Consider the following 13,252-nt stretch of genomic DNA (forward strand, 5'->3'; position numbering starts at 1 on the left):
GTGGAAACATCCAGAACAATCGTTTTCCGCAAGCCGATCACCGCCGGTGCGGGCGCGGGAGCCAGGACGTACGACTCGGTGACCTTGCGCGAGCCGCTGGCAGGTGATTACGAGACGGCCGAGAAGAACGCGGGCAAATATGGGCTCGTTGTTGCGTTAATCGCGACCGTTTCGGGCGTGCCGATCGATGCTGTCGACCAGATGTATGGCAGTCAGATCGAAGAGGCGGAAGACTTCTTCGCCGTGTTCGCTGAGGGCGTCAGTCCCACGGAAAAGCGCAGCGACGATGAGATGACGCTGCCGCTTCAGCAACCAGTCAAGCTCACCGAGGACGATACCGGCCTGAATGCCGCGTCGCTCGATCTCAGCGAGCCAACCAATCTTCAGCGCCGCAAGGCGCGCGCCGCGGGCGGCCCGTTTGCCGCTTCGATCGCGCTGATTTCCGATGTCGCGAAGGTGCCCAGGAAGACCGTCCGGGCGATGTGCGCTCGCGATTTTCTGACCGCCGTGGGTTATTTCAACGGTTTTCAGATCGGGCGGCGGCCGGGCTCGGACGACTGATCGCCGCCGAAGCTACATACGTGCCGGACGATTGGGAGCAATGGATAGCGGACATCGCTCATTTCTGGGGCATTCCGCCTTCCGGCGTCTGGGCAATGACCTGGTCCGAAACAGAGTGGCACCTGAAGGAAGCGCTGAGGATCCGCGGCGCGACTGGAACACCTCATGGCCAATAAGATTCAGTTCGTCATCACCGCGGTCGATCGCGCGACGTCCACCGTGCGTAAGGTCAAAGGATCGATCGCGGGCACGATTGCACCGGTCACCGACCTCGGCAAATCGCTCGGCGCGCTAAGCCGTGAAACCGGGCTGTCGCGGCTGACGGGCGGCCTGCTGTCGGCGGCGCGCGCGGCCGGTTCTCTGGCAGGAAAGGTGGCGATGATTGCCACGCCGCTCGGGTTGCTCGGCGGCCTCGGTTCGATCGCCGGCCTGGCGGCTTTGATTACCGGGTGGGGACGTGCGGGCCAGGAGCTCGACCGCACGTCGTCGATCATCGGGATTGGTACGACCGAACTGCAGCAGTATCGTGGCGTCGCGAGACTGGCGGGCCTGGACACGGAGAGCATGGACGCTTCTCTCCAGCAGCTCGGCGACACGATGCAGGGCGCCGTGAACGGGCGCGCTCCCCAGGCGCTTGCGCTGATGAGCGCCTGGCGAATCGGGCTGCACAAGACGGCCGACGGCGCCGTTGACACGTCGCGTGCGCTGCTGGACGTATCGAAGGCTATCCAGTCGAATATGCGGGCCGGAGGCACCATCCAGTCGGCGCGCCAGATTGCACAGGCGTTCGGCGTCGAATCGCTGCTACCCCTGCTGATAAAGGGGCCGGCCGCCATTCAGGAGCTGGTGCGGCAGTTCGATCAGTTGCACGCGACTATGGACGGCCAGTCGATCAGGCAGGCCGACGAGTACGCGCAGAACATTTCGAAGCTCGAGATATCGGTCGAGTCGCTGCGCAATTCGCTGGGCAATGCGCTGATCCCGGTGCTGCAGCCGGCTATCGAGCTGATGACCGAATGGCTCGCGGTGCCGGAGAACAAGCAGAAGATCGTTGCCGGCCTTGCCGGCGCAGTGCGCTGGCTGTCCGAAGAAGTCAAAAGTTTCGACTGGGACAAGGCGAAGAAGGGTGCGAGCGAGTTCTTCGACCTCGTGTCGCGTTCGTACGAACTGCTCGTTCGCGTGAGCAATGCCGCGTCACGGGTGGGCGAGGGCGCGGAGCGCTTTGGCAACGCCCTTAGGGGCAATGGTCTGAGCACTAACGCCGAGCTTGCTGCCGGCGTCAATGGCAACACCACGCAGGCAGTGAAGTTTTTCGAGTCCCGTGGCTGGAGTCATGCGCAGGCGCTCGGCATCGCTGCGAACCTGCAGGCGGAAAGCGGCGTCGACCCAACCGCCGAAGGGGACAACGGCCAGGCGTACGGTATTGCGCAATGGCACAAAGACCGGCAGGCCGCCTTCCAGAAATGGGCCGGAAACTGGATTGGTAATTCGACGCTCGAGCAACAGCTTGGCTTCGTCGACTACGAACTGCGCAACGGGGGAGAAAGTCAGGCCGGCGCAGCGCTCAGCAAAGCGACCACTCCGGAGCAGGCCGCAGACGTCGTCTCGCGCCTATACGAGCGTCCGACGAATGTCGAAGGGGAGGCTGCAGCTCGCGCTCAGTTCGCAGGGCAGCTCAGCGGTATCTACGGCCCTTCTTCGATCGTTCAGGCCAATCAGCCGGCGCCCGATCCGACGCAAGCCTCTCTGGGCCCTGGCGAGTCAGTAGTCAAGGTCGATATCAGCCTGAAAGGTGCGCCGCATGGCACGCGCACATCCGTACGCTCGTCGCGTAACGTCAACGCGAACGTCCGGACCGGCACTACGATGGATCTGGGAGCAGCAACATGAATATCGGAGGGGGCGCAGGCGCCGTACTCGGCGCGACGTCGGGAATCTCCAATCTCGCGAGTTCGCTGGCGGCGCGGCTCGGCGGATCGATCGGAAGCTATTTTGAACAGCTGCGGCCGGCGTCGTTTCGTGGCTTACCGTTCGTCTCGCTCGCTGCCGACGGAACGTTCGGCCGACGCAACGCGATACACGAATACCCGAAGCGCGATAAGCCGTGGGTGGAGGACATGGGCCGCGCGTCTCGTCGTTTCCAGGTGACTGGTTATCTGGTCGGCAACTATGTCATCCAGATGCGCGACGCCATGATCGAGATGTGTGAAACGGAGGATTCTGGCGAGCTTATCCATCCGACATACGGGCGCCGAACCGTTAGCGTGATGGAGTTTCGCGTCATCGAACGGTGGGACAAGGGGCGCTATTTCGAGCTGCAATTCGATTTTGTTGAAAGCGGTGACCGCCTTTTCCCGACGGCGGACAACGCGACGACGAGTTTAATTTCGTCGGCAGTGTATGCGCTCGGCCTGTCAAGCGCCGCCGAGTTTGCATCGCGCGTGCTCTCGACGTTGTCCTACGGTGCGTCAATCGTCGGGACGGCTGTGAGCACGGCGCTCACGTGGTACACGAATGCGAAAAACATCGTCGGCGACGCGCGCAATCTGATCCGCCTCGTTTTCGATCTTCCCGGGTCGTTCGGCCGTTTTGCCGGCAGCGCGACCGTCCCGACGTTCAGCAAATACCCAGGCGCACCGGCGCAATCTTCCTCGTTGACGGTGGATCAACTCATCGCTCAGGCGACGCAGGCCCGCACAGCGGTTACGGGCGCCGCCGGTGTGCTGGCGTCCGCGGCCGCCGGCCTGGACTCGAGCTCGACCGATGCATTTGCCGCCGCGGCGCGCGGTGTCGCGGACGCGGTTCTGGCAGCAGCGCCGGCGCCGGCCGACGGAATCCGGTTGCTCACGTCACTCGCCAGCTTTCAGCCAGCGATGCCCACGACGGCGTCCGTGATCGGCACGAGTATGGCGACGATGCAATCCGCGTGCGGAGATCTGTTTCGCCGCGCGGCGATCGGAAGCGTCGCGCTCGCGGCGTCGACATATCAACCGACGTCGGCCGATGACGCTGCCAGCGTGCGCGATGCTGTCACTGCATTGATTGACAGCGAGATCGAGGTCGCGGGGAATCAGGGCGAGGACGATGCATACGGAGCATTGCGCTCGCTGCGCGCGGCCATCGTCCAGGACCTGAACAAGCGCGGCGCCGGGCTCGCAGCGATCAGGACGTTCAACATGAAGGCGAATCAGCCGGCCCTCGTGCTCGCCCATCGCATCTATCGCGATGCGGGCCGTGCCGATGAGCTCGTTACCCAGGCAAATCCTATTCATCCAGCGTTCATGCCGCAGACTTTTCGCGCGCTTTCCTCCTGAGTATGGCCGACGACCTGACGTTGATTATGGACAGCGCAAGCGTGGGCGGCTGGACGAAGATCCGCGTTACGCGTGGCATCGAGCGCTTGCCGAGTGACTTCGAAATCGAGATGACCGAGAAGTATCCGGACGACCTCGAGCAGATCAGCGTCATCCCCGGTGAGAGCTGCTCGGTGGCGATCGGGACGGACGTGGTGATCACCGGCTACGTCGATCGGGTAATTCCAGGCTTCGACCGTAAGTCTCACCGTATTCGTGTGGTGGGCCGGGGTAAATGTCAGGATCTCGTTGATTGCAGTGCGGAATGGGAAGGCGGCCAGATCAGCGGATCCAACGCGTTGCAGATTGCGCAGAGGCTGGCCGCGCCATACGGCATCACCGTCACGAGCGACGGCAACGACGGGCCGAGCATCCCGCAGATCAACCTGATGATCGGTGAGACCGCTTTCGAGGTGATCGAGCGCATATCGCGATACGCAGGGCTACTCGCTTACGACCTTCCGGACGGGAATTTGCGGCTCGCGCGCGCTGGCGTCGATTCCCACAGTTCGGGCCTTGCACAAGGCCAGAACGTCGAGGAGGCGGAATTTGAATGGAGCACCGACCTGCGTTATTCGGAGATCGATGCGTACCTTCTGACAATGCAAACGATGGGTGACGCCGGCGCGAACCTCGTACCGGTCGCAACCGCTACTGACGCCACCGTCGATCGGCACCGCAAGCTCTATATCGTCTCCGAGCAGGTGCAGGCTGGCCGGAACATCGCGCAGGAGCGGGCGAATTGGGAGGCGGCCCGGCGGGCCGGAAGGTCACAGATGGTGCATGCGCGAGTGGACAGCTGGCGCGATGGCGACGGGATGCTCTGGACGCCCAATATGCTGGTGCCGGTCGCGCTGCCGTTCCTGAAGATTCCCGAAGAGACCTTCATGCTCATTTCCGAGGTTACTTATCTGCTCGACGACGATGGCACGCATGCCCAACTGGTGTTGATGCCGCCGGATGCGTTCAAACCGGAGCCGACGATCCTGCAGCCGCTTTCGCCAGACGTCGTGATCGGCGCGCCGAACGCACCGTGAAAGCCTATCTCGACAGGACTGCGAGGCGCGTAATGAGCGCGCTCGCGCAAGGCCTCGTGAAATTGGTGAATGACAGCGCCGGCATTCAGTTCATGCAGGTCAAGTTCAACCCGCTGCAAACCATCGATAACCTGCCGCGCTGCGCCGAGTACGGGCTCACGTCGAATCCGCCAGAAGATTCGGACGCAGTTGTGGCGTTTGCCGGTGGCGATCGCTCGAACGGTGTGGTGATCGCGACTGGAAACGCGAAATACCGCATGAGGCAACTCTCGACTGGCGAGGTGGCCATTCACGACAACATCGGGCAGTCGGTATATCTGACGGCGGAAGGCATCGTGATCAATGGCGGCGGAAATCCACTGACGGTCACTAATACCCCGAAGGTAAGGATGGAAACGGCGTTGATGGAATGTACCGGTGACATCGTGGACAACTGCGACACGAACGGCCGCAGCATGGCAGCGGACCGAGTCATCTTCGATGGCCATGAGCACGACGTCAAAAACGTGCAGGGCGGCTCGAGCACGATCACATCTGAAAAACCGACGCAGCAGGAATAACCCATGCCGGATATCTCTCTTGTATGGGACGTCGACAACAGCCGCGGCGACTGGCAGCTTGTCGGGCCGGTGCTGCTCACCGGCAACGATCTGGCCAGCGCGGCGTTGATCAGCCTCTTCTCTGACCGGATCGCAAACCCGGACGACGTCATTCCTGACGGCACCGACGACCCGCGAGGGTGGTGGGGTGACCTCGGCGAGGATCAGCCGATCGGCTCGCGCCTGTGGCTTCTCTCGCGCGCGAAACAGACGCAGGAGACCCTGAATAACGCGGTCGACTATTCGCGTGAGGCGTTGCAGTGGTTTATCGATGACGGAGTGGTGGCGCGCATCGATGTCTTTGCGCAGTGGGTGCGCACGTCGTTCCTCGGACTGCAGGTCATCTTCTATAACCAAGACGGCACTACCGCAGCTGCTCTCAGCTATGCGTGGGCCTGGAACCAGATCGCCTGACATGCCATATGCACGGAAAACACTCGCGCAGATCCGGTCTGACGCGATGGCGGACATTGCGGCCGCGCTGCAGGGCTCGGATCCTCTCCTGCGGTTCGCGGCGCTAAAAATCATCGGGGTTGTGCTCGCGGGCATGACCAACGAGGAATACGGGTACCTCGACTGGATTGCGAAACAGACGAACCCTTTCACGGCCGACGACGAGTACCTCGAGGCGTGGGGGGCACTGAAGAAGGTCTATCGCAAGGATGCGAGCGCCGCGAGCCTGTCAGCGACGTTCACGGGCGTCGCCGGCAAGCTGCTCGACGACGGTACGCCGGTGGTGCGAAGCGACGGAGCAACCTACACCACGTCGGGCACGCAGACCGTCGTCGGGACTTCGGTCACAGTGACGATCGTGGCCGACGTCGCGGGGGCTGCCGGCAATGCGGATCCCGGTACCGTCGTCGCTCTCGACATCGCAGTCGACGGCATTCAGTCAACCGGCGCAGTCATTGGCACAGTTTCGTCGGGCGCCGATATCGAGGACCAGGAGGATTATCGCGCGCGCGTATTGGCGAAGTATCAGCAGCCTCCGCAGGGCGGCGCGGCGCCGGATTATGTGGAATGGGCGACTGACGTCGCTGGCGTCACACGCGCATGGTGCGCGCCCAACGGCTTCGGCGCTGGAACTGTGGTCGTGTACGTCATGCTCGATGACGCGCAGGCAGCGCATGGTGGCTTTCCGCAAGGCACCGACGGGGTGTCGCAACACGATCAGGGGCCCGGTGGTCTGCCGCGTGGAACGGTAGCGACCGGTGATCAGTTAGTTGTCGCCGATGCAATCGTCACGCTCCAGCCGGGTACGGCGCTCGTATGGATTTGTTCACCTGTCGAGAACGTACTGTCGTTCGAACTGACCGGGTCGGCAGGATGGTCGACGGCGATCCGGAACGCGGTCAAGGCGCAGATTTCTGATGTCTTCTTTCGCAACGGCGATCCGCGCGGCGGCACGATCGACAGATCGGATATCAATTCGGCGATCGCTGCAGTGCCAGGAACCGCTGGTTTCGTCATTACTTCCATCACCGGCGTGATATCCGGCACGCCGACCACATACCCCGCAAATATCACCGGCAGTTTCGGCTCGCTGCCCGTGCTCGGGGAAGTCACTTTCGGCTGAAGACCCATGCTCGCTCCGAATCTCACTGCCGACGATTTTCTGTTGGCGCTACAGGCGCTTATGCCTCGCGGCCGCGTATGGCCGCGCGACGCCGATGCGGTGCAGACAAAGACACTTTCTGGTTGCGCGCCCACGTATGTCCGGTTGACGAACCGTGCGAATGAGTTGCTCGTCGATGGCTTTCCCGCGACCGCATATGAACTGCTGCCCGAATGGGAGTCGTCACTCGGGCTGCCAGACCCATGCGCCGGTGCGGCGCCGACCATTCCGCAGCGTCAGGCGCAGGTAGTCGCCCGCTTTGCCAATAGCGGCGGCCAGTCGCTCGCTTACTTCATCGAATATGCGGCGAGTCTTGGCTACACGGTAACCATCGAGCAATACATACAGGCGCGCGCGGGCCTTCTCAAGGCCGGTGACCCGTGCTGTGGCTATGACTGGAACTTCGCATGGAAGATCACTGCGCCTTTCCAGTCATTCACATATGCGGTCGCTGGAGCGATGGGCGCCGGCGATCCTCTGGTGGCATGGGGAAATGATGTTCTCGAGTGCGAGCTCAGGGCAATCAAGCCTGCTCACACAATTCCGATTTTTGCCTACGGCTTTACTGGGACCTTAGACGGCACCTTCACTCTTGATGAGTCAGCTCTCGCATGAATGACATCCTGAAGAAAAGTAAATGGCTTGCTGTGAAGCTGATCGCTGCGTTCACACTGGTGCTAGTGGCGTCTAATGCTGGTGCGCAATTTACACCTGGTCAGATCCTCACAGCCAGCCAGCTCAATGCTGCGCTGGCGGTCAAGACTAACAATGCGAGCGCCGCGATCACCGGCGGGACAATCACCGGTCTCTCTTCTCCGCTGCCGGTTGCGTCGGGCGGGACGGGAGCGACGAGCCTCGCCGCTCTGTTTACGCCATCGAATCTAGCGGTCCAGGCGGCCAATACGGTGCTGGCGAATGTCACATCAACATCGGCCTCGCCGACGGCATTCGTGATGCCGAGCTGCAGCACGGCAAACAGCGCGCTTCAATATACGAGTGGAACGGGATTCACATGCATCACGAATAGCGCGTTGACGACCGCGACGCTTGCGCAGTTTGCTGCGACAACTTCGGCTCAGTTGGCCGGGGTGATCTCGGACGAGACGGGCAGCGGATCGCTGGTATTTGGAACGAATCCATCCATTTCGGGCGCAACAACTACAGGCGGCTCGATCAACAATACGCCGATCGGCGCTACGACGGCCAATACCGGCAAGTTCACGACACTTCAGACAACTGGCGCGTACACGCCTTCAAGTACGGCCGGGATTGTTGGTACGACAACGAATGACAGTGCGAATGCGGGGAGCATCGGAGAAAGATTTGATCCAACCGCTGGCAGCACGTCGATTACTTCGGCCACGCCGACGAACATCATTTCCCAGAGCTTGACGGCCGGGGACTGGGACTGCGAAGGATATGTTTACGTCCTCATGGGATCGGGAGCTACGGGAACGATCTTCGTCGCTGGCATAGGCACCGTATCAGCCACTTTGCCGGCCGCGCCGAACATTACTCAGACATCGCTCTCTATTCCACCGTCTGGAGCCATGTCGTTTCCGGTTTGGGCGTCATTCCAGCTGGCCAGCACAACGACGGTATATCTCGTCGGGTATGCAACTTTCTCCGGTGGCACGGCGACGACGCAAGGCCGTCTCCACTGTCGGAGACCACGGTAATTCCTTCCTTATATTTTAGAGGCCCGCTTGATGCGGGCTCATTGCATTTGACAGCGTCGTTGTCGACGCATAAGAGGCCACATGTTTCGAATCGACGATGCAACCGCCGCCAGTTCACTACCCGTACCGGAAGCTCCTGGCCCCGAAGGCTACTTCACCGAAGGCAATCCAGCTGGCGGGACACCTGCGACGAACGTGCGCGGGTCATGGCTAAACATGATTCAGGAAGAGCTATGCGCGATCCTTGCAGCGGCCGGCATTGCTCGCTCAAAGACGAGCTACAACCAGGTCAATACCGCTCTGCAGAAAATGTATAGTCCCGTTGTAGGTAGCTCGCGCAATCTGGCAATGAGCGTGGCAGCCGCATCGGCTACGGCTACTCTCACTGCAGATGAGATTGTTGTGGGCACCGAGCTGGGTGGCCAGAAGTACGTCCTGCCGAGCTTCAACAAGACCATCAACCTCGCGACGACCGGCGCGGGCGGCATGGACACAGGCACGGCACCCATCTCGGGCTTCGTTGCGCTATACGCGATCTACAACCCGACGACTCAGACGTCCGCACTACTGGCGACGAATGCGACAAGCGCAGTCCAGCCTAACGTGTATGGCGGTGGGAATATGCCGAGCGGCTACACGGCGAGCGCGCTTCTTTCGGTTTGGGCGACAAACGCCAGTTCGCAGTTTATTGTTGGTGGCTTGCACGACCGCTATCATTTTTTTGCGCCGCGCCAGTTCCTCAATACCAGCACGGTCAATGGCTCGTTGACATCCACGCCATGCACGGTCATCCCAAAGAACGCGGTTCGGACGACCATCGCCGCGCAGACTGCGTCGAGCGTTACGACGGGCATGAACCTGATCATTGCAGCTGATGCAAGCGGAACTGGTCAGAAAGTGACCGGCGGATATTCACAGCCCGGTACTGGCATCCCCGGCAACTTTGATCTAGACGTGCTTACGCCCCAGACTGTGTTCACGCAGATGGCCATCGCATCTGGCACTCTCACTTCGACGGCCAGCGCGGTCGGATACTGGATTTAAATCATGACGACTATCAACGTTCAATTCGCAGACAGCACACAAACGGCGATCGTGTCATTTTTTTCGGGGGCGCCCGATCCAGAATTCTGGTCTAACTGCGGCACGGTGGACACTTCCGATCCGCGTTGGGCCGCATATTACGCTGAACAACAGAAATTCTTTCCGCCGATTCGGGGACTGCCGGAACCCACGATCGATGTGACCTAAGCTTTGATAATCAGCCCCTGCCCAGTCGGAAGGCTTGCGACAGGGACATTGTTTCGAGCGCTCCAATCATCCATGCCTTCTTTCTGCGGTTGATAGCCGTAGTAGGCATAATCGTCGAGCAAGACGATCCCTCCTACGGAAATTCTCTCCCACATGCATTCAATTGCGGCTACCTCAGGCGGGCTGCAGTTTAGGTCAAGATGAAGGAATGCGATTTCCGTCGAGCGAATCTCGGCCAAGGTTTCAGGGATGCTGCCGACGATAATTCTCTTGTTGCTCCACTCAGAAAAATTTCCCTCGACGATAGATAGGACATCTGTGTAAAAGCCAGTATTCAACTCGTTGCGGTTTTTCTCAAGAACGCCGCCTTCTTTCTCCCGCTCTGAAACATATCGCTCGTCAAGGCCCTGGAATGTGTCAAGCAGGTAGAACGTACGACCATTCGCATCCCAGTTCAGGTCTTTCATAATCGCTGAGCTGAGAAAGCCACGGTTGACTCCGCACTCGACAAAATCACCCCTCACGCGAGATGCAGAACGAGCAGCCCAAAGACCGATGTGAATGCGCCAATACCATTGATAGTCCGCTCCCGCCGCCTGCATCCCGCGCGCATAGGCCGATTTGAATCTCGCGTCGCCCATGAAGTCATGGTTATGGGTCGACACCAAACCGTCGAACTCATAAGACTCGTCGATTTTCGGCCGCAAAATCGACGAGATTTTTCTATAAGCGCGCTTTTCGGCGTAGCCGTATTTCAGGTAATGCTCGATCGGGTCGACTCCAGCCGACCTCACATCTGGGTTAAGCGACAGATAGTCATCGGCGTTGAAATCATCTGGCAGCGTGACTTGCGACATTACATTTCCTGACATGGTTCGGGCGGTTTGCATCTTACCAAAGCTTATCCGAGGGCCTCTCAGAACCGATATTTCGCCATCAGCACATGCGTCCCGCTCCATATCGGCTGATAGGGGTTGCTGGCGCTGCCGTTCACCTTGTTGGCGAAATACTGGTAGGCGATCGAGAAGTTGCCCCGTGCGACTGATGCGCCGACTACGTAGCCGACCAGCCACTGCGGCTTGTATTCGACATGGATGTTTCGCGGCGTGGCGCCAGCCTCAGGAACCCAGTTGATGACGTCCTCGCTCCACGTCGAGCGGTGCAGATACGGACCGGCTTCGACGCCGAAGCGCCAGCCGCGGTAGTCGTAGTGCGGCTCGACGGTGAGCATGAAACCCTGATCGTGGCCGCTGCCGATGAATCGGCTCAGGTTGTTGCATGGGCCGCTGCAGGGATTGGACTTGTTCACGCCGACCAGATCGGGACCAACCCAGCGGCCTGAAGTCGTGTTCGTGTTGGCGCTGGGCACCATTGCATCGGTGTGGACAGTGCCAAGCCATGCCCATCCGAGATGCCAGTCGATGCCCCATGACTCTTGCTGGATGATCGGTCCAGTGAGCCCGACCTCAAACGATGGAGCCGTCAGATTGAGGCTGTGCTCGAAACCCTGCTGATACCAGAGTCCATCGGGGCCGTTGCGATATGCCGCACCGCCGATACCCGCCTCAAAGTGAATGTAGTCGCTGACGTTATCGGCGTGCGCGGCTGCCGTTGCACAGCCGAGCGCCATTGCTACGGTTGCTGTTCTCCATCGGGCGCCTGGGAATCGGCGTTCAAGTCGATCATTGCCCCGACTCGGCGCATGCGTTGTAGCACTCGCTCGATCGTCTTGTCGTCCAGTTCGAGACGGGCAGCGGCGAAAAATAGCATGTGCGGATTCATATCCCGCGGCTTCTCGCCCCCGGTGTAGTTGCGCCATTGCCGGCCGCTCGACACGCCGAACAGCGATGCCATCTTGGAGGCAGACAGGCCGAGCTCGCTCTTCAGTCGGTCGAGATCCTGCGGAGTGGGCGGGGTGTAGAGCATGACGGGATCCAGCACCCAAACGGATGCGAAAGCAGGTTTTCATGACGGTGTCCTTTCGGATAGACGGGCCGCGCATTTGCGCTTCCAACAAAACCAAATGTAGGACGTTTGGGCCTAAGTGTCAAGCAGCAGAATAACCATTCGATAGACAGCCGCCTGGAAGCGGCTTTTTTTATTTCCGGGGATTCATGGAAGACAACGCGATGAGCCTGAGCGATGACGAACTCTCCAGCCTCACTCATGAGGACCAGTGGAAGCGGAACGTCGACAAACAATTTCAAGCGTTAAACCTCAGACAGAGCAATACGGATGTCGAGATGGCGAACATCAAAAGCGATGTTGCAGAGAACACGGCGCTCACCCGTCAGATTGCGGACGACACGAAAGCAATGCGCGATGCCTGGGCCGACGGCGTTGCGATGAAGCGATTTTTCTGCAGGCTAGCCGATGCGTGGACCTTCCTGCTGCGTAAGGTCTTTCTTCCCGGGCTGGTCACAGTGCTGGTGCTGGTGATCATGAAGGCAATTCTGTGGGGCGCGACGATCCCGGAATGGGCGAGCGCGATCTTCAAGCTGATGGGCTAGCGACGCACGCCGTCCGTGCAATTTCCTTTCTTTTAATCCGCGCACAGACCGTCGCGCTGGAGATCCCCATGTCACCCGAAACGCTCGCCCAAGCGCTGCAGATTCCGCTCGCCCGTGCTTCCCTGTGGGCCGATCCACTATCGGCCGCGATGGCGCTGTATGAGATCGACACGCCGGCTCGCGAGGCGGCCTTTCTCGCGCAGTGCGGCCATGAATGTGGCCGCTTTCAGTGGCTCCGCGAGCTGTGGGGCCCGACACCGGAACAGAAGCTTTATGAGCCGTTCACGCCGAAGTCTCGCGCATTGGGAAATACGACCGCCGGCGACGGTTTTCGCTATCGCGGTGGCGGCCTGCTCGGCATCACCGGTCGTTACAACTTCCGGGTGATGGGCCAGAAGATCGGCTTCGATCTCGAGGCCAACCCCGATCTCATTGTGCGTCCTGACGTCGCGTCGCTCGCATCAGCGCAATTCTGGGCCGATAGAAACTTCAACGCATATGCCGATGCAGGCGAGTTTCTGACGCTGAGCCGGGCTATCAATCTCGGCAATCCGAACAGCACGGCGACACCGAATGGCATCGACGATCGCGAGCAGCTCTGGACGAGCTGCAAGGCTGCGCTCGGTGCGTGACATAAACAGCGAGTT

Annotated in this window: 16 protein-coding genes; 13 read left to right on the forward strand and 3 right to left on the reverse strand. The window is 60.3% G+C overall.

Annotated elements, in window-relative coordinates; translation table 11 throughout:
• The 11 genes from BXE_RS06870 (at position 1) to BXE_RS06920 (ending at position 10,095) form a co-directional block, all read left to right on the forward strand.
• Positions 1–561, forward strand: a complete 561-nt coding sequence (locus BXE_RS06870; protein WP_011487640.1) for a phage tail assembly protein — start codon at positions 1–3, stop codon at positions 559–561.
• 165 nt (positions 562–726) lie between these two features.
• Positions 727–2,451 (forward strand): phage tail tip lysozyme, encoded by a 1,725-nt coding sequence (locus BXE_RS06875; protein ID WP_011487641.1) that lies wholly within the window; start codon positions 727–729, stop codon positions 2,449–2,451.
• The gene (locus BXE_RS06880; RefSeq protein WP_011487642.1) at positions 2,448–3,875 is read left to right on the forward strand and encodes a DNA circularization protein; all 1,428 of its coding nucleotides are present in this window, start codon (positions 2,448–2,450) and stop codon (positions 3,873–3,875) included. The genes BXE_RS06875 and BXE_RS06880 overlap by 4 nt, the downstream gene beginning before the upstream one ends.
• A gap of 2 nt (positions 3,876–3,877) precedes the next feature.
• Positions 3,878–4,951 (forward strand): phage baseplate assembly protein, encoded by a 1,074-nt coding sequence (locus tag BXE_RS06885; RefSeq protein ID WP_011487643.1) that lies wholly within the window; start codon positions 3,878–3,880, stop codon positions 4,949–4,951.
• On the forward strand, positions 4,948–5,511 hold the full coding sequence (locus BXE_RS06890; protein ID WP_038456554.1) for a phage baseplate assembly protein domain-containing protein: 564 nt from the start codon (positions 4,948–4,950) through the stop codon (positions 5,509–5,511). The genes BXE_RS06885 and BXE_RS06890 overlap by 4 nt, the downstream gene beginning before the upstream one ends.
• 3 nt (positions 5,512–5,514) lie before the next feature.
• Positions 5,515–5,964 carry a phage GP46 family protein gene (locus BXE_RS06895; protein WP_011487645.1) on the forward strand — a complete coding sequence of 150 codons (450 nt, stop codon included), beginning with the start codon at positions 5,515–5,517 and terminating at the stop codon, positions 5,962–5,964.
• A gap of 1 nt (position 5,965) precedes the next feature.
• Entirely contained in the window at positions 5,966–7,126 is a 1,161-nt protein-coding gene (locus BXE_RS06900; RefSeq protein ID WP_011487646.1) for a baseplate J/gp47 family protein, read from the forward strand.
• A gap of 6 nt (positions 7,127–7,132) precedes the next feature.
• A complete protein-coding gene (locus BXE_RS06905; protein WP_011487647.1) occupies positions 7,133–7,780 on the forward strand; it encodes a YmfQ family protein in 648 nt (215 codons plus the stop codon).
• A complete protein-coding gene (locus tag BXE_RS06910) occupies positions 7,777–8,844 on the forward strand; it encodes a hypothetical protein (RefSeq protein ID WP_011487648.1) in 1,068 nt (355 codons plus the stop codon). Before BXE_RS06905 ends, BXE_RS06910 begins: the two co-directional genes overlap by 4 nt.
• An 81-nt stretch (positions 8,845–8,925) precedes the next feature.
• A complete protein-coding gene (locus tag BXE_RS06915; RefSeq protein WP_011487649.1) occupies positions 8,926–9,888 on the forward strand; it encodes a hypothetical protein in 963 nt (320 codons plus the stop codon).
• A 3-nt stretch (positions 9,889–9,891) separates the two neighbouring features.
• Complete coding sequence (locus BXE_RS06920) at positions 9,892–10,095, forward strand: hypothetical protein (RefSeq protein ID WP_038456549.1); 204 nt, start codon at positions 9,892–9,894, stop codon at positions 10,093–10,095.
• On the opposite strand, the gene BXE_RS06925 is transcribed toward BXE_RS06920, so the two are convergent.
• The 3 genes from BXE_RS06925 to BXE_RS06935 are packed head-to-tail and all read right to left on the reverse strand — an operon-like array spanning position 10,092 to position 12,021.
• Complete coding sequence (locus BXE_RS06925; protein WP_148222920.1) at positions 10,092–10,952, reverse strand: TylF/MycF/NovP-related O-methyltransferase; 861 nt, start codon at positions 10,950–10,952, stop codon at positions 10,092–10,094. The two genes, BXE_RS06920 and BXE_RS06925, sit on opposite strands and share 4 nt — an antisense overlap.
• Before the next feature lie 59 nt (positions 10,953–11,011).
• Complete coding sequence (locus BXE_RS06930) at positions 11,012–11,725, reverse strand: hypothetical protein (protein ID WP_038456548.1); 714 nt, start codon at positions 11,723–11,725, stop codon at positions 11,012–11,014.
• Between the two features lie 2 nt (positions 11,726–11,727).
• Entirely contained in the window at positions 11,728–12,021 is a 294-nt protein-coding gene (locus tag BXE_RS06935; protein WP_038456546.1) for a hypothetical protein, read from the reverse strand.
• Between the two features lie 188 nt (positions 12,022–12,209).
• Here BXE_RS06935 and BXE_RS43285 point away from each other — a divergent pair, with 188 nt between their 5' ends.
• Positions 12,210–12,605, forward strand: coding sequence for a hypothetical protein (locus BXE_RS43285; protein WP_011487652.1), 396 nt, complete (start codon positions 12,210–12,212; stop codon positions 12,603–12,605).
• Positions 12,572–13,237, forward strand: coding sequence for a glycoside hydrolase family 19 protein (locus BXE_RS06945; RefSeq protein ID WP_233518810.1), 666 nt, complete (start codon positions 12,572–12,574; stop codon positions 13,235–13,237). The genes BXE_RS43285 and BXE_RS06945 overlap by 34 nt, the downstream gene beginning before the upstream one ends.
• The last annotated feature ends 15 nt before the right edge of the window (positions 13,238–13,252 follow it).

The sequence above is a fragment of the Paraburkholderia xenovorans LB400 genome, from assembly GCF_000013645.1.
Classification (GTDB): Bacteria; Pseudomonadota; Gammaproteobacteria; order Burkholderiales; family Burkholderiaceae; genus Paraburkholderia; species Paraburkholderia xenovorans.

Excerpts from the sequence above, each read along its gene's own strand:
- BXE_RS06875 (WP_011487641.1), top strand. The coding sequence starts at position 727 with ATGGCCAATAAGATTCAGTTCGTCATCACCGCGGTCGATCGCGCGACG.
- BXE_RS06935 (WP_038456546.1), bottom strand. The coding sequence starts at position 12,021 with ATGCTCTACACCCCGCCCACTCCGCAGGATCTCGACCGACTGAAGAGC.
- BXE_RS06915 (WP_011487649.1), top strand. The coding sequence starts at position 8,926 with ATGTTTCGAATCGACGATGCAACCGCCGCCAGTTCACTACCCGTACCG.
- BXE_RS06920 (WP_038456549.1), top strand. The coding sequence starts at position 9,892 with ATGACGACTATCAACGTTCAATTCGCAGACAGCACACAAACGGCGATC.
- BXE_RS06900 (WP_011487646.1), top strand. The coding sequence starts at position 5,966 with ATGCCATATGCACGGAAAACACTCGCGCAGATCCGGTCTGACGCGATG.
- BXE_RS06910 (WP_011487648.1), top strand. The coding sequence starts at position 7,777 with ATGAATGACATCCTGAAGAAAAGTAAATGGCTTGCTGTGAAGCTGATC.
- BXE_RS06925 (WP_148222920.1), bottom strand. The coding sequence starts at position 10,952 with ATGTCGCAAGTCACGCTGCCAGATGATTTCAACGCCGATGACTATCTG.
- BXE_RS06945 (WP_233518810.1), top strand. The coding sequence starts at position 12,572 with ATGGGCGAGCGCGATCTTCAAGCTGATGGGCTAGCGACGCACGCCGTC.
- BXE_RS06895 (WP_011487645.1), top strand. The coding sequence starts at position 5,515 with ATGCCGGATATCTCTCTTGTATGGGACGTCGACAACAGCCGCGGCGAC.
- BXE_RS06930 (WP_038456548.1), bottom strand. The coding sequence starts at position 11,725 with ATGGCGCTCGGCTGTGCAACGGCAGCCGCGCACGCCGATAACGTCAGC.
- BXE_RS06905 (WP_011487647.1), top strand. The coding sequence starts at position 7,133 with ATGCTCGCTCCGAATCTCACTGCCGACGATTTTCTGTTGGCGCTACAG.
- BXE_RS06885 (WP_011487643.1), top strand. The coding sequence starts at position 3,878 with ATGGCCGACGACCTGACGTTGATTATGGACAGCGCAAGCGTGGGCGGC.
- BXE_RS43285 (WP_011487652.1), top strand. The coding sequence starts at position 12,210 with ATGGAAGACAACGCGATGAGCCTGAGCGATGACGAACTCTCCAGCCTC.
- BXE_RS06880 (WP_011487642.1), top strand. The coding sequence starts at position 2,448 with ATGAATATCGGAGGGGGCGCAGGCGCCGTACTCGGCGCGACGTCGGGA.